This window comes from Paenibacillus sp. NPDC056933 (genome assembly GCF_042674385.1).
Taxonomy (GTDB): domain Bacteria; phylum Bacillota; class Bacilli; order Paenibacillales; family Paenibacillaceae; genus Paenibacillus.
The window spans coordinates 505,832-530,783 of record NZ_JBHUQN010000001.1; the positions used below are offsets into that span (position 1 = coordinate 505,832).

25 protein-coding genes are annotated in these 24,952 nt (G+C 47.4%); 18 read left to right on the forward strand and 7 right to left on the reverse strand.

Translation table 11 applies throughout. From position 1 onward, the window contains the following. Positions 1–112 precede the first annotated feature (112 nt). Together ACFTRD_RS02110 and ACFTRD_RS02115 are read right to left on the reverse strand one after the other, a co-directional pair. The gene (locus ACFTRD_RS02110) at positions 113–817 is read right to left on the reverse strand and encodes an AIM24 family protein (RefSeq protein WP_379377530.1); all 705 of its coding nucleotides are present in this window, start codon (positions 815–817) and stop codon (positions 113–115) included. An 18-nt stretch (positions 818–835) separates the two neighbouring features. Next, on the reverse strand, positions 836–1,291 hold the full coding sequence (locus tag ACFTRD_RS02115; RefSeq protein ID WP_379377532.1) for a hypothetical protein: 456 nt from the start codon (positions 1,289–1,291) through the stop codon (positions 836–838). Positions 1,292–1,627: 336 nt separating this feature from the next. Here ACFTRD_RS02115 and ACFTRD_RS02120 point away from each other — a divergent pair, with 336 nt between their 5' ends. From ACFTRD_RS02120 to ACFTRD_RS02130, 3 genes are all read left to right on the forward strand, one after another. Further along, a complete protein-coding gene (locus tag ACFTRD_RS02120) occupies positions 1,628–1,795 on the forward strand; it encodes a hypothetical protein (RefSeq protein ID WP_192264566.1) in 168 nt (55 codons plus the stop codon). A 207-nt stretch (positions 1,796–2,002) separates the two neighbouring features. Next, positions 2,003–2,707 carry a hypothetical protein gene (locus ACFTRD_RS02125; protein ID WP_379377534.1) on the forward strand — a complete coding sequence of 235 codons (705 nt, stop codon included), beginning with the start codon at positions 2,003–2,005 and terminating at the stop codon, positions 2,705–2,707. Positions 2,708–2,868: 161 nt separating this feature from the next. Next, complete coding sequence (locus ACFTRD_RS02130; RefSeq protein WP_379377536.1) at positions 2,869–3,834, forward strand: helix-turn-helix transcriptional regulator; 966 nt, start codon at positions 2,869–2,871, stop codon at positions 3,832–3,834. A 64-nt stretch (positions 3,835–3,898) separates the two neighbouring features. On the opposite strand, the gene ACFTRD_RS02135 is transcribed toward ACFTRD_RS02130, so the two are convergent. Then, positions 3,899–4,567, reverse strand: a complete 669-nt coding sequence (locus ACFTRD_RS02135) for a 3'-5' exonuclease (RefSeq protein ID WP_192264573.1) — start codon at positions 4,565–4,567, stop codon at positions 3,899–3,901. 526 nt (positions 4,568–5,093) lie between these two features. Here ACFTRD_RS02135 and ACFTRD_RS02140 point away from each other — a divergent pair. Further along, the gene (locus ACFTRD_RS02140; protein ID WP_379377539.1) at positions 5,094–6,872 is read left to right on the forward strand and encodes a proline--tRNA ligase; all 1,779 of its coding nucleotides are present in this window, start codon (positions 5,094–5,096) and stop codon (positions 6,870–6,872) included. Between the two features lie 616 nt (positions 6,873–7,488). Here ACFTRD_RS02140 and ACFTRD_RS02145 read toward each other — a convergent pair. The 3 genes from ACFTRD_RS02145 to ACFTRD_RS02155 all read right to left on the reverse strand — a co-directional run bounded on the left by ACFTRD_RS02145 (position 7,489) and on the right by ACFTRD_RS02155 (position 10,354). Beyond that, entirely contained in the window at positions 7,489–9,267 is a 1,779-nt protein-coding gene (locus ACFTRD_RS02145; protein WP_379377541.1) for a 5'-nucleotidase C-terminal domain-containing protein, read from the reverse strand. Between the two features lie 190 nt (positions 9,268–9,457). Continuing rightward, complete coding sequence (locus ACFTRD_RS02150; protein WP_192264581.1) at positions 9,458–9,865, reverse strand: ImmA/IrrE family metallo-endopeptidase; 408 nt, start codon at positions 9,863–9,865, stop codon at positions 9,458–9,460. A 42-nt stretch (positions 9,866–9,907) separates the two neighbouring features. Next, positions 9,908–10,354, reverse strand: a complete 447-nt coding sequence (locus ACFTRD_RS02155) for a helix-turn-helix domain-containing protein (RefSeq protein WP_379381127.1) — start codon at positions 10,352–10,354, stop codon at positions 9,908–9,910. A gap of 870 nt (positions 10,355–11,224) precedes the next feature. Between ACFTRD_RS02155 and ACFTRD_RS02160 the strand changes: the two genes are divergently transcribed. From ACFTRD_RS02160 to ACFTRD_RS02190, 7 genes are all read left to right on the forward strand, one after another. Further along, positions 11,225–11,707: an ArpU family phage packaging/lysis transcriptional regulator gene (locus tag ACFTRD_RS02160; RefSeq protein WP_192264584.1), complete on the forward strand. Its 483-nt coding sequence runs from the start codon at positions 11,225–11,227 to the stop codon at positions 11,705–11,707. 98 nt (positions 11,708–11,805) lie between these two features. Next, positions 11,806–13,482 (forward strand): GAF domain-containing sensor histidine kinase, encoded by a 1,677-nt coding sequence (locus ACFTRD_RS02165; protein WP_379377544.1) that lies wholly within the window; start codon positions 11,806–11,808, stop codon positions 13,480–13,482. An 18-nt stretch (positions 13,483–13,500) separates the two neighbouring features. Beyond that, a complete protein-coding gene (locus tag ACFTRD_RS02170) occupies positions 13,501–14,238 on the forward strand; it encodes a response regulator (RefSeq protein WP_379377546.1) in 738 nt (245 codons plus the stop codon). Positions 14,239–14,429: 191 nt separating this feature from the next. Beyond that, positions 14,430–15,005 carry an NADPH-dependent FMN reductase gene (locus ACFTRD_RS02175; RefSeq protein ID WP_379377547.1) on the forward strand — a complete coding sequence of 192 codons (576 nt, stop codon included), beginning with the start codon at positions 14,430–14,432 and terminating at the stop codon, positions 15,003–15,005. 59 nt (positions 15,006–15,064) lie between these two features. Continuing rightward, entirely contained in the window at positions 15,065–15,544 is a 480-nt protein-coding gene (locus tag ACFTRD_RS02180; protein ID WP_379377548.1) for a VOC family protein, read from the forward strand. Next, complete coding sequence (locus ACFTRD_RS02185; protein ID WP_379377549.1) at positions 15,534–16,169, forward strand: VOC family protein; 636 nt, start codon at positions 15,534–15,536, stop codon at positions 16,167–16,169. The genes ACFTRD_RS02180 and ACFTRD_RS02185 overlap by 11 nt, the downstream gene beginning before the upstream one ends. A gap of 94 nt (positions 16,170–16,263) precedes the next feature. After that, positions 16,264–17,286, forward strand: a complete 1,023-nt coding sequence (locus ACFTRD_RS02190; RefSeq protein WP_379377550.1) for a hypothetical protein — start codon at positions 16,264–16,266, stop codon at positions 17,284–17,286. A gap of 59 nt (positions 17,287–17,345) precedes the next feature. On the opposite strand, the gene ACFTRD_RS02195 is transcribed toward ACFTRD_RS02190, so the two are convergent. Beyond that, the gene (locus tag ACFTRD_RS02195; RefSeq protein ID WP_192264594.1) at positions 17,346–17,828 is read right to left on the reverse strand and encodes a hypothetical protein; all 483 of its coding nucleotides are present in this window, start codon (positions 17,826–17,828) and stop codon (positions 17,346–17,348) included. A gap of 351 nt (positions 17,829–18,179) precedes the next feature. Here ACFTRD_RS02195 and ACFTRD_RS02200 point away from each other — a divergent pair, with 351 nt between their 5' ends. The 7 genes from ACFTRD_RS02200 to ACFTRD_RS02230 all read left to right on the forward strand — a co-directional run. Beyond that, positions 18,180–20,036 (forward strand): DUF4127 family protein, encoded by a 1,857-nt coding sequence (locus ACFTRD_RS02200; RefSeq protein ID WP_379377551.1) that lies wholly within the window; start codon positions 18,180–18,182, stop codon positions 20,034–20,036. A gap of 335 nt (positions 20,037–20,371) precedes the next feature. Continuing rightward, positions 20,372–21,277, forward strand: coding sequence for a hypothetical protein (locus tag ACFTRD_RS02205; RefSeq protein ID WP_379377552.1), 906 nt, complete (start codon positions 20,372–20,374; stop codon positions 21,275–21,277). Positions 21,278–21,478: 201 nt separating this feature from the next. Further along, positions 21,479–21,679: a YqzN/YkzM domain-containing protein gene (locus tag ACFTRD_RS02210; RefSeq protein ID WP_379377553.1), complete on the forward strand. Its 201-nt coding sequence runs from the start codon at positions 21,479–21,481 to the stop codon at positions 21,677–21,679. Beyond that, the gene (locus tag ACFTRD_RS02215; protein WP_379377554.1) at positions 21,679–23,142 is read left to right on the forward strand and encodes a phage tail sheath family protein; all 1,464 of its coding nucleotides are present in this window, start codon (positions 21,679–21,681) and stop codon (positions 23,140–23,142) included. Before ACFTRD_RS02210 ends, ACFTRD_RS02215 begins: the two co-directional genes overlap by 1 nt. A gap of 96 nt (positions 23,143–23,238) precedes the next feature. Continuing rightward, positions 23,239–23,646 (forward strand): phage tail tube protein, encoded by a 408-nt coding sequence (locus ACFTRD_RS02220; RefSeq protein ID WP_062323853.1) that lies wholly within the window; start codon positions 23,239–23,241, stop codon positions 23,644–23,646. Positions 23,647–23,829: 183 nt separating this feature from the next. Then, positions 23,830–24,264, forward strand: coding sequence for a phage tail assembly chaperone (locus ACFTRD_RS02225; protein ID WP_062323851.1), 435 nt, complete (start codon positions 23,830–23,832; stop codon positions 24,262–24,264). Between the two features lie 228 nt (positions 24,265–24,492). Then, a partial coding sequence (locus ACFTRD_RS02230; RefSeq protein ID WP_379377555.1) for a hypothetical protein occupies positions 24,493–24,952 on the forward strand: 460 nt, incomplete at its 3' end.

Here is a 24,952-nt window from a genome sequence, read left to right on the forward strand (position 1 = left end):
ATGGATTTTCTTCTTCAATTGTCCGGTACAGTATAACACAATTTCAATCCGGCGAGCAGGCTTTCCAATGAGAAGCAAGTTTAATCTGAACTTAACGTCAGGATGTATGGATCTATTTAATTAAAACATTTCCAAACGGAATGACTTCCTTCAGAATCCGCTTAAACAAGCCTTCGTCGTTCAGATCCTGTTCCAGTCTATGATTTTCACGGCCAGCCTGAAAGAGTACAGAGCCATGTCCTGTCATCTTCCAATGATAGTTCATATGTTGGCTGGCAAGGTTGTTCCCATAAACTGTAAGTTCAAGCTGCGCATTCTCAGGATAGGCGATGATGCTTCCCGCGTCCACATAAAGTGGTGCAGTGGGGTGCAGTTCCTGTTGACAGACCTGACCTTGTGTCAGCAATCCGATCTTTCCTTTGCCGGAAAATTTCATTTTGACTGCGTCACGGGTGATCAGCATGTTTTTGATTTTTTGAATTTTGGTATGCATTGTAACACCGTCGGAGTAAAAAAACAGGTGCCGGAAGTCGTACAGCAGATCGCTGTTCTCACTCAGTTCAACTTCCTTCATGGTGAATCCGGGAGGCAGGGCGGCCACAAATTGGCAGGGACCGGTGATTTCGGATTTAATCAGCTTTTTTTTGCGGTACATGCCAGTAATATTCATGATTTTATCATGACGGCTACTGCTAGGACCGCGAAAAGCGACAATTTGCTGGGGGTGCAGAATATGGAGGCGGTCGTCCTGGATTAGCGAGAACGTGACCACCTGCCCGGCTCCGCCAGCTTCACTATTATTCAGGTGTATGTGCATGTGGTTGCTCCTGTTCTTTTATACTCGGCCTGAGCGGCGACGCATTCCCCAGCGCATCACTCGGATCAGAATGAAGTATCCCAATATGAGAGAAACGGCTGTGATCACCATTGTCTGAATGCGTTTGGTAGTTGCCGTTTTGGCATCCTGATCATTTTGCAGCTTGCTTACCATATCGGTCAGTTTCTCATTTTGAGCTAGCAGCAACTCGTTCTGGGCTTTAAAGGCTTCGACATTTGCCTGGGCTTGTCCCAATTGAGCGGAGGTCTGATTCAATTGTTCCAGCGTTTGTTGGTAGCTTTCCTGCAACGCATTTACTTCTCCTGGAAGCTCAGAAACACGTTCCCAACCACTATAGATATCTGAAAATATATTGGCATTCGCTGCACTTACTGTAGAAGTCAAGGAAACAGCAAACAATACACATGTGGTGAATAACACCCGAATGAAATAACCCTGAATGGATTTTGGCATGAATGGCACCTTCTTTCGGTTACATAATCGTTTGCCGATTTCGTCGTCATTTGTTGAAATACGGCTCTTTCATTATACGTCAAAACCAGGGCAATGGGTTCAAGATGATCTAGTTTTAATTACCCTATATTGAATTAATTTAATACAAACACGGTTGTTTAACTTTTAATTTGCAGGGGTAATAGAAGTGCAGGGTAGCAACCCGGACAGTTCTGCATATGCATATATCCATTTCTTCCGTTCCGGGTACCTGCTATTCATATTGACGAAAATGAATGAACGAAACGAATATATCCGATGCTCAAAAAGATCGTGAATACAAAGGAGTAAAAACATATGTACACATCAGAACAAACACCAACAACCAAAACGATTATGATCACTGTAAACGGTGAGCCAATCGGGCGTGAATTGATTATTGACAGCGTTACCTATGCTCCAGTTACTAATCCTGAGTCATTACAGTCTTTACACAAAATGGGTATGAATTCAGCGACCGTTTAATTTAGGACCTCTCATATTGAAGTACTCTAAAAGCTTGGCAAATTGCCAAGCTTTTTCGTCGTAAATTGTCGTATTTAGACGGATTAAGGGATGAAAAACTAATATTATGGAAAAATTTCCTGCGAACATATGTTCCGTGACAATATAGTGTCCATTTACCCTGATAACTTAGAAGATAATACCTATAAATCGGGGGAGAGACTACCAGTGAACTCAGTCTTTGAAGTATCTTATTCGTGGAATCGAGAGGCCATACCGACAGGGGGAGCCGACCCCGTATATATGATGGTTGAATGGCGTAATGGAGCCCCTGCCAAAAGACTCAGGAAAATAGCACCCAAAATTGTGTCGAGAGACTTGGAACTTTTGCTCAAACCGGAATTTGGAATTCAACTGAAAGGCATCTATGGTTGCCGCTCCAAAGAAACGGATATTGGCTGGGTTCTAAGACTTGGGGACGTGTACAAGGGAGAGAGTAAGCAAATTTTGCTCGAATTTTCCATGGGACCACGCGTCTCAGGAAAAACCGCCGTTTGTTCAGCTTATTGGAGTACACGGAAATTGAAACAAAGCCAGAGGGTACTGCTGCGCAGAGAGCAATTGTATATCCAGTATACTAGCCATTTGGGTATGCTGCGACAGCCGGAAGACCCTAAGGTAGAGAAGACGATCAAATTAAGCGAAACGGTCCCTTTGATTAAACAAGCCTTGCGTGCTTATGAAAGAGGTCGTTCACAAGAAGGAAGTAATATGCTGCGTCGGCATGCAGATGCTTTGTTAATTGAAGCCGCTCGCAAGCAGGACCTGGATTATTATTATGAGGCCGAAATCGTGGAGAAACTTCGTCACCATTATGGAGAGACTTTTGCTTCCATATATAACAATCGCGAAAATTCCATGTTAGGTGAATAGGGACAAAGAACTAGTGATGACGGTGTGGTTGGGAATGTTTCTACATAATTATTTGAAGGTGAAGTAAAGGAATAAGTCGAATGTACTAAACAACATACTAATAAAAGATGGATGGAGCTGTATCGAATTTATTGAAACAACATAGTGGAGGGTCCGGCAAAATGACAGACCGACTGATCCGATTAATGCGCATTATAACTCTTGTGCAGGCTAAGCCGGGGATTCTGGCCCGTGAACTTGCCGAGCGGTGCGAGACAACGGAAAGGACGATATACCGCGACATGGAGGCCCTCAGTGCAATGCATATCCCTATCGCCAACATGGGACATGGAAGAGGATACATGTTTATCAGCCATTTTGCCATGTATCCGCTGAATTGGTCTGATGAAGAAGCTCAAGCCTTTATGCACCTGGCAGAAGTCATGGAGAATATTCGTCCGTTGCTGAAGCCCGCTTTTGAGAGCGCGTATGAGAAAGTGGTTGCTTCGAATCAGAAAAACAAAACAGAACGAGTGGAATGGACCGAGCAAATTAGCGTGCTATTCAAAGTAGGTACGCCTGCTTGGCACAATGAAAATACGGATCTTCTGAATCATTCCCTTGTGACCTTACTGGAGGCTGGAATATCACAGAACACCATTGAAGGAGAATACCTGTCTCAAGGTAAAAAAGGGATTGTACGGGTTGACCCCTATTGCCTCATCCCCCGTGAGTACCGATTTGACCTGTTGGCATATTGTCACCTATCTGAGAAACTGAGAATATTTCAAGTGAGTCGTTTGCACAGGGTTCGTATTTTGCCTCGCACGTTTCGCAAAGATGATTACCTGTTACAATCCTACTTCCGTACGCCACGAGAACATGGCAGCAGTACGGAGTGGATTGCATTCAAGATCAGATTCTCGCCGCACGCTGTGGAGCGTGTTATGGAGGAGCAGTTTTTTGCCCGCCCCATTTTAACAATCGAACCGGAAGGCACATTGTTGTTTGAGGCCATATTGAGTGATGAACAAGGATTTCTGACCTGGCTATCTCAATATGGACCCGATGCCGAGATTCTTGAACCCGAGAAATTCCGCCTCATCATGAGAGAACGTCTGGAACGCTGGCGGGGAATCTACAACTGAGACCGTAACATTGAATAGGCCTCACACTCTTGCCTTTTGTGCCATAAGGTTAGGGCTGGGGGAATTACTCTTTGGCCTTGAAAAGGTGTGCCAGATTACCAAAAGGGGATTCTTTATCTTCATCAACACTACTGGAATAGACCACTTTGGATGTTATCCCTTCATCATCAGCTGCACAATTGGTTTCCAGGTTAAATTGGTCAAATTGGTGCATGAACACTTTGGCTGTATTGATGGCATCATCCAATGCACGGTGTTGTGTCCCGTCGAATTCAATTCCGCACAATTCAAGCGCCTGGGCGAGTCCAAGTTGACGGAATTTTCCTTCCCTGTGCACTGTACGTGACCATTGCTGCTGGAGATCATTATGGTTGGTGATCCAGGCGACATCGAGTTGATGCGTACGGCAATGAGAGATCAGTTTGCTGCGATCATCGGGTCCCCAGGAGCACATGTAATAGGGATCACTTCCCATCCAGGTCATAAATTGATTCAATGCTTCTGGAAAAAGAGGGGCTGCATCAATATCCTTCTGGGTAATGCCCGTGAATTGAACCGTGTCGGTTGACAGAACGGATTTATTGGAAGGACGAACATAAGTATGGAACGTGTCTGAAACGCACAGGCCGTTCTCACCATCTGTGACTTTGACGGCACCAATATCTATAATTTCCGAAGAGTAACGTGTATTGCGACTTACCGTGAATTCAAGATCATAAATAATATATGGCATAGGACTAACTCCTTTATCAATTAATACATGGTTTCTATTTCTCTATATTACAGGGAACGCACGGTCATGTCAGCCATCGCTCGGCAATTCATTTTAGTAAATGGGGTGTAACCGGGTGGTTGACAATTTCTTGTAAATGTACTAAGGTGAGCAAAAATGATAACAGCGATCAACGAGGACATAATTATGTCAGTCAGCTTCTACAGAGAGGAAACCACGTAGTGTAAGGTTTCTGCTGCTGCTTCATAATTCCTACCTCGCGAGCTGCGGAGCAGATAACCTATAGGGTTGCAACCTCCGCCGGATGGGCCCGTTATGCTCAGAAGGACTGCATACTTCGAATCGCAAAGTTTGCGAACAGAAGCGGTGAATGAAGATTGCCCAAGAAGATCTGGTGGCAAGCCGAAATCGATAAAATGCAGTTAAATAAGGGTGGTACCACGACACATTCGTCCCTTGACGGATGTGTCTTTTTGCTGTTTATAACTTGATTTACAATACATTCAGAAGATAAGAGGTGTGCAAGATGCGTCAAAGTGAAATGCTTGTTCCAACATTACGTGAGGCACCGGCAGAGGCCGATGCAGCAGGACATCGCTGGTTACTGCGTTCCGGCATGATTCGCCAGCTGGCAGCGGGAGTATACAGCTATTTGCCTTTAGGTCGACGTATATTGCTGAACGTGGAACGTATCGTTCGCGAAGAAATGGACCGTGCCGGCTGTCAGGAAGTATTGCTGCCAATCATGCAGCCAGCTGAGCTGTGGGAGGAATCTGGAAGATACACGCAATATGGCCCTGAGTTGATGCGGCTGAAAGATCGTCATGCACGTGAGTTCGCCCTCGGTCCAACCCATGAAGAAGTGGTAACGTCGCTGGCTCGCGATGAGGTGAATTCCTATCGGAAGCTGCCGTTTACACTTTATCAGATTGGCACCAAGTTCAGAGATGAGCGTCGTCCGAGATTCGGATTGCTGCGCGGCCGGGAGTTCATTATGAAGGATGCCTATTCCTTTGCATCCGACTGGGAAGAGCTGGATCGCACCTATCAGGCGATGAATACCGCATATTCCCGAATCTTGGAGCGGTGTGGTCTGGAGTATATCCGGGTGGAGGCGGATGCAGGAACCATTGGGGGGCAGGGGGAGACCCATGAGTTCATGGCACTTGCCGATGTGGGGGAAGATACGATTGTAACCTGCAAACATTGTGGATACGCCGCGAATCTGGAGAAAGCCGGATATCAGGCTTCCGGATCTTCCTTGAAGGCTGCACCGAATGAAGATGCCACTTCGATTTCTGACGATTCCACAGCTACGGCCCATAAATGTGATGAGGAAGCAGCAAACACGTTGGTACGAATCCAAACGCCAGGGGTGCGTACGATTGCTGAACTAAGTGCTTTTGTGGGCGAGGATGCTCAGCATATGATCAAAACGTTGCTGTATCAAGCCGATGGTCAATTGGTCGCGGCGCTTGTTCGCGGGGATCATGAGCTGAATGATATTGCACTAAAGCAGGTATTGGGTGCGGAAGAATTGATCCTGGCTGACGAGGCATCACTTGCGAAGTACCCGAATCTGACGGTAGGTTTCCTGGGGCCCATTGGACTGGGTCTGCCGATGGTAGTAGATGCCGATGTAGCTGCAATGGAACATGCAATTACAGGGGCCAATGAAATCGATGTACACTACTCCAATGTACAACCGGGTAAGGACTTTGCTTTGGACAAAGTTGAACAAATCCGTTTTGCTGCTGAAGGTGACGGTTGCCCGGTTTGTGGAGAACGACTGGTATTCACGAAAGGCATTGAAGTGGGGCATATCTTCAAACTTGGAACCAAGTACAGTGATGCGATGGGCGCCTCGTTCCTGGATCGCAACGGACGTCAGTGTGCGCCTGTAATGGGGTGTTACGGTATTGGTGTATCTCGACTCATGGCTGCTATAGCCGAACAATACGCTGGGGAAGATGGCATCCGTTGGCCTGCTGCTATCGCTCCGTATCATGTACATCTGATTGCTGTTAGCTGGAAAGACGAACAACAACGCCAGCTTACGCTTGAATTGGAACAGCAGCTTCTGGATGAAGGATACTCTGTTCTCGTGGATGATCGGGATGAGCGGCCAGGGGTGAAGTTCAAGGATGCGGAATTGATCGGGTTGCCTGTTCAGATTGTAATTGGCCGAGGAGCAGCCGACGGGCAGGTTGAATTGGGATCACATGCGCTGGCAGCATCAGGTGAAACCAAGCGGAAGGGCATGACTGCTCAAGAAGCTATAACGTATGTGAAGGAACAGCTTTAATCTGGAAGAAATCTCTGTCCATATGTGAAAAAGCCTCTAGAAACCGTCGAATAATATCAGAGCATATAATAGTTCCGATTATTATGCGGTAAACTATTTTTGGGGCTGAGCCACAGCCTAAAGCCTTAAAAAGAGGGCTACAGACATAGAATAAAGCTGCGAATGCCTGCTTTATTCATACCAAATGACTATCCTTTGAAAAGTTGTATTCTATATACAACGGTTTTGGATTTAAGCCAGTCTCCGCATGGTATGCGCGAAGATATGGATGTGCAAATATGCAAAACATCGCTGCAAATAATTATCCTTTGGAATGGCAGATAACCTTGCAGGAATGGCAATGATGCGAGTTTTTGCTATAGTCCATGTTTTAGGTGCAGGGATGAGACTGTACAGGGAAGACACATTGAGGATTTATTTTTACAGCAAAGCATATTTTTATAAACAGGGCACCTCCAGCTCTATGAGATCATGTTTAGATAAGGTGAAATGACATTGGAAAGGGTGACCCTCAACCGCTTATGGCGGCACGAGAGTCACCCTTTGTTGCTGGTACAATCATTTCAGATACGGATGCACCATGGATATGATTGGACCGGGTTGCTCTTACTTTAGCTTAAGAGGCTGCAGGCAGCTTCAATTGTTGGCCTGGATAAATCCAGTGTGGATTTTTGATATGGTTCAGCTTTTGCAGCGTCTGCCACGTTGTGCCGTATTTTTTGGAGATGGAGTACAAGGAATCCCCAGATTTAACAACATGCAGTTTGGCAGGAGCTGGCTTGCCTGGTGTCGGTTTCGACGGCGTTTCTGGTTTTGGTGCTTCGGGCTTCGGTGTAGTTGGTGCTGGTGTTTCTGTCGAAGGAGCTTTGGCTTCCTTGATCCGGCCGTCTGTTTTGATAGCGACAGCCCCCAGTTTTTGCATGTATTCGATCAATGCTTCATCCATGGCTCCATACATGCCTGACGTTGTGTATTTGGCAAACATCGTGTATTCGTCACCACCAACAGCAGTGAAATCATTCGTAGCCAGCGTATACGTTGCTTTCGGATCAAGGACTTTATCGCCAATCATGACGGAGTGTACACGACTGCCTTTTGCAGCAGAAGAATCAATGCTGAAGGTCATGCCGGATACTTGCGGGAATCCACCGCTTGGTTCAGGATAGGATGCTACACCGTTCTCAAGGGCTGCGAGTACATCGGAGCCTTTGACTTCAAGTGTTACAACCTGATTACCAAAAGGAAGAACAGTGATAATATCACCTTTCGTTACGATGCCTTTTTCAATGGAAGAACGAATACCGCCACCGTTTGTGAGTGCGATATCGGCTTGGCTGACGTCACGGATGGCATCTGCCAGCAGGTCACCCAGGTTGGTTTCACCTGCACGTACTTGTTCACGTTTACCGTCCAGCAGAATTGCTGTATTGGCTACTTCTTCTTTCAGGATCGGTTCTTGTTCTTTCTGAATGGAGTTCACCAGTGCGGCAACTTTCTCATTCGGTTTAATGTCTTTTGCTTCTGTTTCATCAATCAGTGTTGCTTGTTTTTTTGTGACTTTGCCACCATCTACCCACAGATCGATCACGCCTACAAAGTTGGTATACTCTCCGGCGCTGGCGATCAATGTTCCATTATCGGATACAAGACCGTCTTGCAGAACCGTATGGCTATGACCGTCGATGAATACATCAATGCCTGGCACTTCTTTGACCACTTTGAAACTAGTATCGGTGCTGGACGCGTCTTGTCCAAGGTGTCCCAATACAACAACAACATCTACTTTGCTGCGAATTTCGTTTACGAGTACTTTGGCTTCCGCAGTTGGGTCTGTAATATCAAGACCTTCCACATTTTTCGGATTCGTTTTGTACATGGTTTCCGGAGTAGTCAGCGCAATGATACCGATTTTCACGCCGTCTACCTCTTTAATGAGATAAGGCTCGAAGAGACGAGTCCCGTCTTTCTTTTTCACATTGGCACTGAGCATGGGGAAGTTCATCATATCCGCAAGTTCGATGAGGCGCTCAGAACCGTAGTTAAATTCGTGGTTACCCGGTACAATGGCCTGATAACCGATTTCGTTCATGACTTTAACAATGCTTTCGCCGTTAACAAGTGTGGCAAAAGTTGTACCATGTACAGCATCTCCGGCATCGAGAAGAAGGGTATTGGGGTTTTCGCTACGGTATTTGTCCGCAATGCCAGCTACTTTGGCGAAACCCATCGCAGGTGAGGACTCCGCTGCGCGTGCGTGCGTGTCATTCGTATGTAGAATCGTAATATGCTTATCTGTGCCCGGAGTGGTATCCGTTGCAGCTGCTGCGATGCCTACACTGCCAAACAGCAGACAGAGCGTTAGCAGAAGTGAAACGTAAGTCTTCCAGATTTTCATATGAATCAGTAACCTCCCCAAAATAATAATCTCTTGAGCGTTTGCACAACTCATGTTGTATTTTACCAGACTATTATTAGGAAATCTCATGATTTGCGTAAAAATAAGTAACCTGAAAGTGACATCTGATTCTCATGGTGGAAGCTATAGAGGAAATTTGATTTCCTAGGAACATATGTTCTTAAAAAGACTAAAAAAAATGCTGCACTTCACGTGGCAGTCCTGTACGCAAACAAAATTTCTCCAGTGATTCATCGGGTTCAGGCGTGACCCCTGAAGTCAGAAGTTGAATCGCAAAACGATTGGCCTGTCTTTCCAGTTTACCTGGTGCAAAGTAGGAGTGCTCCTCCAGAAAAAAACGGTTTATACCTTTGTGCAATCGGTCATGTCCAAGTTCATGGGCGCACACAAAACGCTGCCATTCCGGCGGTAAATCATTGTGAATGACGATAAATCTGCGGCGGAGCTTACGGAAATACAGTCCTTTGGTGGACTTGCCCAGATTAGTGAACCGGATCTGTATTCCAATGGCTCTGGCAATGCTGAAAGGGCAGTTCGTCCGGTGTTTTCGAATCAGCTTTGTTACAATGTCATCCATATCATCTCACCTGCTGCTTCATTTTGTTCAGCTCGCTATGCCTCATGGGCGCTCATCCGGCTCGTTTGTTTTTTTGCGTTTGTTCATCTGCTTGGCTTCCCAGAACAGACCTGTCAGCACATCTTTGATTCGTTTCTTGTCCTCGTCATCCAGTGGGATGCCGTCAAACATCAGATCATCCTCATCTTCCAGCATCTTCTTGAAATCCCGACGATCCTTGTAGGTTGCCCACTCGGGGGCGTCCTGAAGCCCGGTAGCTGTGTTTGCAGCTTCAATGTATCCGGCCTGTTTCATCATATCCGCGTAAGGAACCGAGAGTGCATCCGAAATTTTGCGAATGGTGGCGGGCTTCGGAACGCCTCGGACCCCATTCTCAATGCGTGAAATTTGCGAGTTGCTGATTCCTGCTGCTTCGGCGAGCTGATTGATGCTGTGTCCCTGTTGCTCGCGCAGTTGTTTCAGATAAGGACCAAAAGCGTGCTCCACAATTCATGCCACTCCTTTGATTCGTACAAGTGCCTAAATTATATATTAAGTGAATTTGTCTTACACGAGTCACTCCGATGGCAGAACAACCTTCCGATCACTGTTATCCCCAGATTTCTTTGATTCCCTTCTTATGAGGGAGAAATCCGGTGATAAAGGTGAACGCTACGCTTCTTCAGGTTTTTTCTACCCTCTCCGTTAATGTGCAATATAGCATTCAATCTTAAGATATAAAAAGTCGGACTTATACGAGGATCTTTAATTATCTGTACTATATCGTATATATACCATTAGGTAAAGAGATATGAAACAATTATGCCAAAAGGTAAAGGAAATGAGAGCGAAGGTTTTATTTTATCCTTAAAACGACCCAAAATGAAGGTTTACGTCGATCCCCAGAAAGTGGTATCCTCAAATAGAAATACGAACAAAATACGAACAAAATGTAAAGTTAAGACAAGTTGTACGAGGGAGGAAATGAATTATTCCTGCTTCATGGCTGACTTAAATTGATTCCAAAAGGCAACAGGAAAAACTTGAAAAATGCCGTTACTATTTCTGAGAACTGGATAACCCTAATAAAAGGAGTATGTTGTATTCATCCAAAGAGCGATTCAAATCAGCAATAGGTAGATCGAAAAGGTTCTATTCGTCTATCTATTGTACCCGTAAGCGACTGGAACCGAATAATACAAAATACCAAAGATGAGATGAATACGAGTTTAACTTTTATAGAATGAACTTTAAGTTACGCAAAACGAAGAGGACAGAAAAAAGATGGAGAAGCGAAGCGCGCTCGCCTGTCATCGGAGTGGAACATGCGAAGCTGCTAGACTTTCATTCTATATCGAATGTTAAAGGAGGAGAATGAATATGGAACTGATGCTGCCCGAATTGGACCGACGCAAAACACAGACTGCTGTTGAAGCCGCGCTGGAAAAATACCGGATTTATAAAACGATTGCTTTTGAAGAACGGGAGGTGATGGTGACGGCGAGTTACGCAGAGCGCTTCCATGGTGCAACGAATGTGACCGGGGATTCCACAGCCAGAACGGCAATTTATAATGTGGATGTGCAGCGTGCACGTCAGGCTTACTGCGATACGATTGATTTTGTGGTATCCCGCTTGAGCGAAAAGGAGCGTGTGCTCGTTAGAGAACGATATTTGAAGGATGACGATGTATTTGACTATAAAGTGTATAACCATGTGTTTGACCCGCCTGTCAGCAAGGATACGTATACGAAGATTCGGACGCGTGCTTTCTATAAAATGGCGCTGGCTTTGTCCGACCGTGGTCTGATGAATATGGAACCATTATCTGTATCTCGCAAAGAACGACAGAAGCTGGGCTGAGAACGCAATGCAAGAAGTTCATCCTTTTATATCCTTCGCTGATTGTATACAATAATTGAACAACAACACTAGGGATCAGTCAAAGGAGAGGAATCCGCATGACGGAACAAGCCGGGATGCAGGAGATGTATACACTGAAGACGATCGCGGAAACGCTCAATACGTCCAACGACCTGAATCTGATGCTGGATACGGTCCTCGGCAAACTATTGGAACTGACGGGGCTGACTGCGGGCTGGGTGTTCCTGATTGGTACGCAGGGAGAATACTCCTGTATTTCTGATCACGGTCTGCCTCCTGCTCTGCTGCGTAAAGACAAGGAGCCCATGCGCTGCGGTACGTGCTGGTGCGTAAATCGCTTCCGGGACGGGAGACTTGATAATGCCGTCAATATTATAAACTGCAAACGTCTGGAGGATGCTGTCGAACATCAATGGGGAGATACGCATGACATCACCCATCATGCAACGGTTCCACTGCGCTCGGGGGAGAAGATGCTGGGACTGCTGAATGTTGCTGCTCCGGGGAAAGAGCATTTCAGTGATAGTGAGCTGGCACTTCTGCAGGCGGTAGCCTATCAGATCGGCAGTGCAATGGAACGGATGCGATTATACAGCGCGGAGCAAAGGCGTGCAGATCTGTACGTCAGGCTGGGGGAGTTCAGCCGTTCGCTGGGTATGACAGTCAATGATTGCAACAATGCAGATGATATGGCCAAGAGGGTTGTCAAGCTGCTGGGTCATCATTATGACTGGCCTTTTGTCGCACTCGTTTCCCAGAAGAATGGAAGCTTTCGGGTACAGGCTGCCCATACCCATGGCAAGACTGAGTTGCCGACACGTTGCGACCTTTCTTCCGAGGGGGAGAGTCATATGCGGCGTGTGATTCATTCTCACCGTGCAGAGATATTGTCGGCACCGGAAATTCAAGAAGTTTCTACACGATGCCTTAACGCGGTGAATCCGTCCGCTCTGCTTTTGGGCTTGGCCGCTCCAATTCCATTAAGTGCTCCCGGCGAAACGGCAGTGCTGGTGGTTGGATTGGCCTCGGCCGATGGTTTCCTTCAGGCAGATCGTGAGGTTCTCGATGCACTGGCTGAGCATATTACAGCCTCATGGGAAAGCTTGAGGCTGGTGGATAAACGCCGGGAGCTGACCCGATTGGAGGAACGAAATCGACTGGCCCGGGATTTACATGACTCGGTGAATCAGATTTTGTTCTCCCTTTCCTTGACAGCCAAAGGTGCGGAGAGCATGCTGGCTGGTTCAGAACAAGAATATCTGCATCCGGCAGCCGAAGCAATGAAGGATATTCGCTCATTGTCGCAGGAAGCATTGAAGGAAATGCGCACCCTGATCATGCAGCTGCGTCCGGCGGGTCTGGAATCTGGTCTGCTCAGTGCATTACAGGAATATGGTACAGGGCAGGGGCTTCAGGTCGTTGTAACACGGACGGGGATGCGTTCCTTGCCTCGAAGCATTGAGGAAGGACTGTGGCGCATCGGTCAGGAAGCGCTCAATAATATACGTAAACACGCGGGAGTCACTTCCGCTGAGATCATTCTTCAGTTAAGCGATAATGAAGCGATATTAACGGTTACAGATCGTGGGAAGGGTGGGGCCAAACGGCGTGAGGCCATGCCCCCCACTTCACTTGGCCTGTCCATCATGAGGGAACGTGCCCAATCGCTGGGCGGCAGCCTCGAACTTGTAAGTTCATCCCGTAAGGGAACATCGGTAACGGTCGTCATTCCACTTCCGTTCGAATCTGTATAAAGTCAGGGGGAAGAAGATATGCCGATTACGATTTTGCTCGCTGACGATCATGCGATGGTGAGGCGTGGGTTACATGTTTTTTTGTCCACACAGTCGGATATGGAAGTGGTGGGTGAAGCTTCGAACGGGCTGGAAGCCCTGGAACAAGCAGAGGAGTTGCATCCGGATGTTGTATTAATGGATCTGCATATGCCGGTACTTGACGGAATTGAGACAGCGAGAAGAATTCGTACGCTCTTGCCTGGAATCCGTATCATCGTGCTTACTTCCTTTTCGGATCAGGATCATGTGGTACCCGCCGTGCGTGCAGGCGTGAAAGGATATCTGTTAAAAGATATCGAGCCGGAGAACCTGGCTGTTGCTATCCGTAATGTGCACGCAGGTCAGGTGGAACTTCATCCAGCGGCGGCGGGACAATTGATGCATGTGATGGCTTCCTCTGAATTATCAGTAAATGATGGGCATCTCCGTGCTAATGCGCATACAGATACTCCGCCTCAGAATAAAGAACAGCACGGTCAGGTGAACGAATCATGTTCGATTGACCGCAGTGGTGGACCGGACATGCTTACCCGTCGGGAGCGAGAGGTACTGGGGTTGATCGCGCAAGGTTTGAGTAATAAAGAGATTGCCGTACAACTGGTCATTACCGAAAAAACGGTCAAAACACATGTTAGTCATCTCTTGGACAAGTTGGGGCTGGCAGATCGGACGCAAGCTGCGCTTCATGCCGTAAGAAATGGCTGGGTTGTCTGATCCATTCCGACATATTCTCAGTCTAAAGTCGTAGAAACTCAACCCAAAGGTTGAGTTTTTTTGTGCTGCAAGTTAAGTCTATCTGCCGACGATTCCAAGGTGGAAGCAAGGTAAGATGACAGTAGGGAAAGTTGAAACGTAACATAACGCACAGCTTGAATGTTGAACTAATTTGAGGGAGAGTGACATATATGAATATCATCATTTTGGCAGGCAGTAATCGGAAAAATGCAACCAGTACACGTTTGGGAGAATATGCTGTGGAGGTAATTAGCGGTGAGGGGCATGAAGCCAGCCTGTTCGACTTGTATCAGACACCGCTCCCATTCTATGCGCCGGATGAAAAACAGAATGAAGATCCAAACCTGGCAGACCTGAACACGCGCATGCTCGCGGCAGATGCCATCATTTTATCTACGCCCGAGTATCACGGCAGCATCAGCGGCGTACTCAAAAATGCGTTGGATCACCTAAGTCAAGCTCACTTCAGTGGCAAACCAGTGTTGTCGATCAGTTCATCAGGCGGAGCCGTTGGTGTGAGCTCGCTTTTGCAATTGCAGGCAATTGTCCGCAATTTGCACGGCATTAACGCTCAGGAGTGGATTTCCATTGGCGGTGCACAGCGGAGAAGGTTTGAAGCTACATTTGATGGATACGAAGAATATGAAGGCAGCCAGGATATCGAAGATCGGGTTCAGCGGGTCATCGGTTCATTCTTGAATCTGGCCCAGACGTTAACGGCTGCACGGAAATCTTCCGGGAGTTGAGAGAAAGAAGTAGTGGAGGCTAACCATAGATAAAGAGAGAGAGAAAAGAGGTTTTCATCATGATTAAAGGCATATTTGAGACGCATCTGAACGTAACGGATCTGGAAAGATCCCATCATTTCTATAAACAGATCGTTGGATTGCCGCATGCTTATGGGCAGAAGGAACGAGGGAACTCCTTTTATTGGATTGGCGGTGAAGGCAACGCCATGCTGGGATTGTGGCAAAAAGATCCTTCCGAGGTGAAGCGGCAGCATTTTGCTTTTCAGGTATCGTTGAAGGATATGAAAGAAGCCGTCACCTATCTGGAGGATAAAGGGATCAAGACGCATAACTTTCTGGATGATGATATCGGTGAACTGTATGTATTCGGCTGGATGCCTGCAGTGTCCGTCTATTTTACCGATCCGGATGGTCATTCTCTGGAATTCATATCGATGCTCCCGGATGAAGCGAAGCCGGAACTCGGCATGGTGCCCTGGAGTCAGTGGGAGAAAATGCACGGTCGGGCAAAGGAGGAGACATCGCATGATCTTTGAAGAAGTCAGATTATATACAGCACGACTGGAAGACATCAAACCATTTTATATAGATATTTTGGGCTTGCAGTTGCTTGAGGAGTCCGAGCATTCCCTCACGCTACGAGTTGGATTGACAAAGATGATATTCATGCGGAGTGAAGCAGATCAAAATCCGTTTTATCACTTCGCATGGTTGATCCCAACGAATCGTTTTCAGGAAGCCAAGGCATGGGCTGCGGCACGAGTACGTCTGAGTCGGCATGAGGATCAAGATGAGACTTACTCCACCAACTGGGACTCTCATTCGCTTTACTTTGAAGACCCTGCCGGTAACATCCTGGAACTGATTGCTCATCATCCCCTTCATAACGAGAGTGACCATCCCTTTTCGGAGAAGGAGCTGCTGCAAGTGTGTGAGGTGGGGTTAGTTACGGAAGATGTGCTTTCCACGGTGGATGAACTTGAGCGGATGGGATTGAAACGATGGAGAGAGATTAGTGATACCTTTGCCCCCATAGGTGATGCGAACGGTCTGTTTATAGTGGTGAAAAAGGAACGAACCTGGTTCTTCTCCGAGCAAAAATCAAACATATATCCACTTGAAGTGTCGATCCGTGACGTCGGAAAACTTCGCATTGGGTAAAATTCGGACCAAAAGGCAAAATGGGCATATGTGCACGATTTGAATCATCATATAGAAGTAAACGCTTTAAAAGGGGTGTTTTGCATAAATCCGAATGCAATATGCTAAAAAACGGTTGCTGGTCGTTCGTATTATTAGTTTGGCATCGATGAAGGGTGGTGGCATGTTGGATCGACGTTTGTTGGAAGAAGGGCTGACCATCATGGTATCCAGTCGGGAGCGTACAGGTGATTTGTGGCACGCCCATTATGGAGCGGGAGCTATTGCGGCTTATTTTTGGGTACGGGAAAATCGTCTCACTGCCCTTGCAGCGGGCAGCGTTATGGCTGAGGCGAAAGCGATGCTTCGCCAGCACGGGTTGAACGATGAGGTGAGTTCCTTGAAAGGTGAAGTTTTACCGAGGGAAGAGTCCGAAGCTCGTATTACGGCAGCGCTGGATCGAACCATCGGCGAGCTGCACTGGGTTGGACATCAGGCCATCTACGGTGCCCTCAGTCTGAAAGCCATTCGTGAGCTGGATGGTTGGGGGACGGAGCACGACATGGACCAGATGGTTGAACTTATTGATTCGTTTGAGCGAACCATACCGGGGAGATCCTGGGTGAACACCACCGTGAAAGAAATTCGCAGCTTGAAAATAGATGAGGCCGACGGGTTCCCAGATATTGAACGACCAGAACAATTATCCCATCTCATTCTGGATGAGCTTGGCGCTTTCCGGACGATCTATCAGGCGGAAGCGCATCATGATCTAATCGGTCATATGCTGACCTATGGGCACGCGCTTAACATATTATATGAACTGGATTATCCTGCGTTGTTCCGCAAAGGCATTCCTCCATTTCTCACCATGGTGAAGGCACTGCGCCTGAGCCGGGATGTGGATGTTGAGCAGGAGATGCCAACGCTGCAATCTCCAGTCGATCAATTGCCATTGATCCGTGCGGAGCGTTCCGAGGCACTGCCACATGAGCTGGATTACTGGCTTACCGACAGACGTTCCCGTGACTGGAACGGAGGTCATGTGTTCAAATTTCCATTCAGCTTCTATCATCACGCCCGAAACGTAAACTCGGTTCCGGAAAGCTGGGAAAACTTCCGCTATATTATTGCGTGAGAAAATATACATTCAAGAGAGGGAGCACTGCCTGAGAAGGCGGTGCTCCGTTTTATCGTTTAACGGGGCCAAATTTCAAGGATAAACAGGATCAGCATGACTCTGGATACCAGCATGTATGGTGATCTTCGGATAGGTTGACGCGCTGTCCATACTCCCCAGGAACTCATAAGTGCAATACTACCCCAGAATATCCACAAGGGAATGCCTTCGGGCGTCAATGGAAAGGACAGCGGGGGCAGTCTCGTGAAACCAGTCCCAAGAAGAACAATGGTCATATAGACAAACACAACAAAAAGCAGCTCAAACAGCAGGGTTTGCAGCCAGAAATAATAGATGTGGAACACTCGAAGCAGAATGACCGTGACCAGGATAAACAGGATCCCAACGGATGAGAATGTTGCAGTGGTCCATCCAAGGAGAGATGTAGTTACAACATCTGTTTCCTGATAAAAGGTATACATTGTCAACGCATACATAACGGGGCCAGCCATATAACTGGTAATAGCGATCCACAGATAGAACCAGAGCTTTTTTTTCATGATCGTATCCATCCTTTATTGTAAATAGAGTTTGAAAGGCTGCTTATATCATATAAACAGCATCAGGAATGGTTTGGTTGGATGATCCGGCAGAAGTCTCTGCAAGAAACCGACGTTTAACCGCTATGATGGCGTCAGTATTCAGACTTTATACGTACGGATAACCGTCAGCGCGACCGATTTAAACATGTAATATTATATTATCGGATCAGCAGCAAGTGACATATCCCGATAAGCACATACGCTAATGTACAGACCGGCCAGGGCTGTTTTTTTCATGCGGTGATTGCACACTTGCTCTGATCGGGTACTAAAGAAAGACTGAATATATCTAACAGGAGGTTTTAGGATATGAAAACAGTATTGTATGTTCCACTGGATGATCGTCCAGCGAATCTGGATGACGTCATTGTACAAGGGAAGGCTGCCGGTATCCATATCATTACACCACACCTGGGTGACATTCAAAATCGTCTGGATTCCGAAAAAACGGTGGAAGGCACAACTTTGCTTGGAACGTCTACGCCTGCGTATGGAAAACCGTCCAACATTCATGATTTCATTCTGAAGCATGCCGCCAAAGTCGATGGATTCATCCTCTCTTCGGATATGCTGGCTTATGGCGGGCTGATTGGCAGTCGCCAGCTTCGTGAAAATGGAGGGGGCGCATATCCGGATTACGACCAGGACACCACCCGTTTGCTCGATGTGATCAAAGCCATTAAAGGAAAGTATCCACGCAAACCGGTGTTTGTAATGGATACCATTATGCGACTTGCCACCACCTCATTTGCAGACGGCCTCGCATTGGATGCGTACAACGAGTCACGTGCACTGATGCAGCAGCCGCGCCAGTCCTTTACGGCATTCGAGGACATTGTGAACGGGTACAACCTGTCTCCAGAGTCTACGGAATATGGGGAAACGACTTATTTTAATAAAGAGCAATACTACAACACCAGACAACATAAATTCAAAACGAATCTGTACATCTTGGATCAGCTCGCCCGCAAAGGATATATTGATTTTCTCGCCGTAGGTGTTGATGATGCGAATACACAGGGCGTTCAGATTAATGAAATCCATTATGTGGAGGCACGGATCAATGAATGGCTCGGTGGGACGGACGGACAAAACCCCGAGCGGGCGATTATCCTTCCAGATGCCGATGGTTTGGGTCACGCTCTGGTGGCACGCATGGCTAACCAATTGCTGCGCGGCGGGGCGAAAACACGTTATGCCGTGAAATATTTCGGTCCCCATGGTTCCACGATCATTAATACCTACGAATATATGAATCTGCACGAGAATGTGGTGCGCCATGTGGATATTGTAGGTGGTGTGGTTGTGGCGGATTCCGCTTATCCAGAGCCTAATGTGGGAACAGGTACAACTTCCAATGTGGAAAATGGGAATGAATTAACGAGTGCTACATCTGTCGATGAAGCTTCTTCGTTTGACATGGCGTCTGAGCTGGATCGCATGACGAATCGCCATCCAGGTAAACCAGGGGGAAAGCCGGGTGTGGACATTGAGATTATTGCCATTACGGCCCTGGATCAGGTGCAGGCGGCTGTGGCGCAATTGACGAGCAATGGTGAGAAGGGTTTTCCTTCGGTTTTGATTGATTTTGTAGGAAAAGGTCCAGCCAACGTCGATGTAGCCGAAGCACTCCTGAACAGTCCGTATACGGGTCGGGTTCTGGGTTACAGCGCATGGAATACGCCGGGGAACAAAATCGGTATGGCTGTGGGCATGGGACAATCCCGTTATGCTCTGATTACAACAGAAACACATGCCCACGCGTTGCGAGATGCCATGAATGCCCATGGGTCATTGTTGTTCAAGCGTTTCCTGAAAGATTACTACTATAAAGCAGTAGCGATTGCAGATATTCGCACGTATTCGAGAGCGCATGCGCTGTATACCAATGTGGCAACCCTTGCAGATCAGAACATGTCACTCTTCAACTCCGAGGAGGATTACGCTCATTTGCAGACGTTGCTGCGGGATTTGATGCAGACCCATACAGTGACACTGGCGGGAAAACCAGCCTTTGCCCAAGGGAATGTAGCGATGAAACAAATTTGTAATGGAAAAGCGGTCTATGCGGAGTATTGCAGTGCACTGTTGGAATATGCAAATCCCGATTTCATCTGGGGGCGTGCGTTTGAGATCACATTGAATCCAAAGGTTGCGCTGAAATAAGGTGGTGTTGATGACATGAGACGCGCTGAGTCGTCTTTTTTCCACCCCAGTTACACCCTTAATCGCACCGAAGTCGTACGAATCACCATCCGCGCTAGCAATGAAAGGGTGTAAGATTGTATTATCGGATCAATAGCAAAGGACACACACCGAAAGCACATACGCTAATGTAAAGACCAGCCGAAGGGCTGGTCTTTTTGATGCGGTGAAAGGTGTCCTGCTTTGGCTCCGGTAGATATTCAGAAGCTGCATTAAGGGGGAATTCGCTGCTGCTACATTGTCGCTGCGCAATGCAGGCAGATCGCAAACTTGCAGCTGAAGGGGGCGAAATGAATGTGTCTAATCGTAGTGGATTAAACACTTTGGCACACACAGACCGATTAAGCAGCGCCATCAGGCAAACGCTGAAGCAGAAGCTGGAGGTGCTTGTCCCTGCCTGGAATGGCCGAGTACAGGATATTCCTGCATCGGGTGAGGGGTTAACCGGACCATGTGCTGTGATTGCTTTTGCGGAAGAAGTACCGAAGTCTGCTTGGGCGGGATATAGGAGGGTCATCAAAATCTCTCCATATGCACGTCCCGAAGACGGAGGCGCTGAACAAGTGGAAGCTTGGTCAGCAGTGCTGATGGAAGGACTGCATCAGGTTCGGCTGGAGGATGAGGAAGGCGGGGCATTTACCTGTATTTATCTGGGCTCCTCGGACTGTGATCGTGTGGACGCCGGTTCTGGACTGGTGACGCGCAGCCTGCGGTTTGGGGTGTATGTTCCTGAAACGATGGAACGCGCTCAAGCTGAAACAGCAGATTCGTGGATGGATGCACTTCAAAGCTGGACACAAGCTCAGCTCGGACAGGAATGGTTCGTATATGGGGATGTCTGGCCTGGAGGTTATAGGACCCAGTCCATATTGTGGAGATTGACGGGATGCAATATAACTGCCGCAGGGACTTCGGCGTTGGAGGTTCGTAAGCAATGGATTGGCCATGTGGTGGCTGCGAATGTAGGAGATGTCCGACAAACGGTCACACATCTGGTTGAACAACTGGCTGTACAAACCCGTATTGCTTTGTCGGATAGTGACGATACGCGATATGTGACGGTGGATGAAGTTTCTGCCGATTTGCAGGCAGACGCTTACTTGAACGGTCAGATTCGTTTGACGCTGCAGCAACGTATTCGCCGTCCGGGTACAGAAGCGCCTTTGATCCGCGAGATTCATCATAGCAAGGGGATAGAGTAAACGTTAGTCGAGAGGAACTCTGAGTACAGGTTCCAGATTGTAGCTTTAAAAATGATAGCTTTAGCATCAAAATCATAGGTTCATAGGATCAAAAATTCATAGTTCAAATCATAGCTTCATGCTTCAAGATCGTAGCTCGGAAGTCATAACGTGAAATTATCGTTTTGCAAAATCATAGTCAAACAATGAGGTGAGATGGCCATGGCAAGCTCCGTGAAAAAAAGCAAGCAGGCTGCCCCGCAATATACGCGGGCCGAGCTGATGAATCATGCCGAAGCCCTCTTTGCCGTTAAGGCAGAGGTGCTGTACGGTGCGCTGTACGAAGCAGCGCAGGAGACGTTTTCCATTGAAGAGGCACAGGTGCGAATTAACCAATTTATGAAAGCGAAGGTGAAGGGATAATGGCAGGCGGAACTTGGGAGCAAACGAATCGTCCGGTCCTTCCGGGCTTATATATGAATTTTCAGGCGGCAGCGTCTTCGGCTATTCAAGCAGGTAATCGAGGAACGGTGGTTGTGCCGATTAAAGCGAACTGGGGTCCTGTAGGTACTTTTGTAGAAGTTGGCAGTGAAGCTGCAATTGAACGTATTTTCTCGGCACATGCCTTGGATAACGGAACAGCCTATACATCCTTAAAGCTCGCTCTGCTGGGTGGACCGAAAAAGCTGCTCGCTTACCGGGTAGCCGGAGAAACGGCGAAAGCAGCCACGCTTACGTTGAAAGACAGTAGTGATGCAGCCGTTCTACAACTTGACGCCAAGTATCCAGGCGACCGAGGTAACGGGTTCTACGTCACGATTCAGCCGGGTGTAATTGATAATACGAAGCATGAAGTTCGCTTGTTTGAAGGCAATCGGATGCTGTACGCGCTTCTGACTGCAGATATTTCGGCAGCGTCGCTGGCGAAAGAGATCAATGCGGATGAAAGTAACATCTGGATTAATGCTCAGGCGATTGGCGATGGTACAGGTGTCGTTGCAACCGTTGCGGGAGCGGCGTTCAAAGGTGGTGCAAGTGGAAACGATGGACTGACCAATGCGGAATATATTGCTGTGCAAGGCGCGCTGGAAGGTGAGCAATTTGACGTGCTCGCACTGGATCATGCGGCGGATGCGCCTTTGCTGGCGAGCTTTGCAGCATGGGTCAAACGTGTGCGCAGTGAGGGTAAACCCGTGATGGCTGTATTCGGCGGTTCTACGGCAGACGACACCTCTGCTACAGCAGCACAGAAAGCGGCAGCACGTTCCCTCACGTTGAACCATGAGGGCGTAATTAATGTCGGTACGGGTGTGCGTCTGGGAGATGCGTTCTACAGCTCGGCGGAAACGTCTGCTTATGTCGCAGGTCTAATTGCCGGACAACGTCTGAATGAATCCACGACATATGCACCAACTCCGTTCGATGACGTGACACGCCGCTGGACTCGTGCAGAACAGGAGCAGGCGGTACAGAATGGCGTATTTATTTTCTTCCATGATGGACGTCAGGTGAAGGCACTTCGGGGAGTAAATACACTCGTGACCCCGGCCGCAGGACAGAATAATGCCTGGAAAAAAATTCGTTCCATCCGTGTAATGGATGCAATTAACACGGATTTGCAGCGTTCCGCTGAAGATACGTATATTGGCAAAGTGAACAATACGGAAGAGGGGCGTCAGGCGCTAATCGGTGTGATGAAAGCCTATCTGGCGCTGCTCGCACAGAGCAATGTCATTGAAGCAGAGGGATACGATGTCATTCTCGACCCGGCGTATTATGGTGCTGCACCGATTCTCAAGCCGGAGGCGGATCAGGTATTCCTGCAATGGAATGTGAAGCTGACTGATGTGATGGAGCAGTTGTTTGGTACATTTTACGTGCAATAAGTTAGGTGTGTAAGAGGTAATGGTATTTTAAAAGAAACTACGATTCGGTGAACGGATGGTATATACGATATTTTCTAATCTCAAGGAGGAATTGTCATGTTGGATGCGTCAAGAGTGATTCTCGGTACCCACGGTCAGCTGCATATCGATGGTGTGTGGCAGACCAATATTAATAAGCTGGAGGCCAGCGTGGAAATCGAGAAGCGTGAGCTGAATCTGGTCGGCAACGATTGGAAAGTACACAAGAATGGTGCGAAAAAAGGAACAGGCACAATGACGGGTTACAAAGTCACTTCGGATATGATCCAGCGCGGATTCACCAAGTTCCAGATCATCTCGAAGCTGAACGATCCCGAATCTTACGGACATGAGAGTGTCTTGCTGAAAGGCTGCATGGTGGATAAAATCCAGCTCGCCAACTGGACAGCGGGTGAGGAAGTACCGGAGGAGACAGGTTTTACATTTGAAGGATTTGAGCTGTTGAATCCGATTGTTGCGAACTAAGGATGGAATGACTTCGAACATCGGAAAGACCTCGTAACAAAGCTTGTCTGATCAGGCGTACGGGCAACGAGATTTATCAGAAGCGGGATACAAAGGCAGGCCGAGAAATTCTCGGTCTCTTTGTTGTCCCTGAATTTGTAAGATGGCTGACCCATTTGTGAATTAAAAAGGAGATCGCACCCTATGAGTATGAATGAGAATCTATCTGAAGAACAAATTTTGGATCAATTGTTTGAAGCAGCAGAGCGTTTGCCGGAAGAGAATGTACGCATTCAACGTTTGGATCTGCTGCTTACCCTGCGTGGATTAACGTCCTCCAAAGTGGATCAGATCCGCGAACGCTGTACGATTCGGAAAACGGTCAAAGGCCGCACCGAGGAAAAGGTGGATACCGAAACGTTTAATGCGCTGCTGATCTCCGAAGCCACGGTGAAAATGAATGTGCGCGGACTCGAATTGTCCGGTTGGGGAGACAACCGTATTACCGGACGCATGAAGCTGTCCGGTGGGGAACAAGCAGTTCGCCGTATGCTGCTCGCGGGTGAGCTGGACGCCGTTGGCGACAAAGTGCTGGAGCTGTCTGGCTTCGGTGTGGAGATTGAAGACCTAAAAAACTGATTCACTCCGGCGGGATGACCACGTTCTTATATCACATGTGGGTTCGTCATCATCTCCGGCCCGGAGAGTTCTGGTCTTTGCCACGCGGGGAGCGCTCGCTGTTGATTGCTTTTTCGGAAGAGGAGTTGGAGAGCAGCATTCAAGAATAACTGCTAATAGAGGTGATAGAGTTTGTTTGAGAATATTGTTAGCGAGGGCATTAAATCCTTCAGTAGATTGAGGAATTACTTGGGGAAAACTAACAAAAAAAAATCTTTTAATTCGCCTGCTATAAGTACAATTCATAAGATTGTTTCTAGAAGTGCGATGTTTAAACCTAAAATTAATTTTAGTGAAAATAAAAATTCAAAGTTTTTAAAGAAGAATAAAAATTTTAATAAACTGCTTAAAGGAACAGGATCGCTAATAAAAGCAGTGGCAAATCAAAAAAGTTATCATACGGGACCTCATTTTAATTCAGTTGAAAAAAAGAAAGATGCATCTATAGGGGACAAACTAAATTTCTTATGGAATAAGTCTGTATCAGGAGTAAAAGGTGCTATTGGGTGGACAGGAGATAAGGCAAATTTCTTATGGGATAAGTCTGTATCAGGAGTAAAAGGTGCTATTGGGTGGACAGGAGATAAGGCAAATTTCTTATGGGATAAGTCTGTATCAGGAGTAAAAGGTGCTATTGGGTGGACAGGAG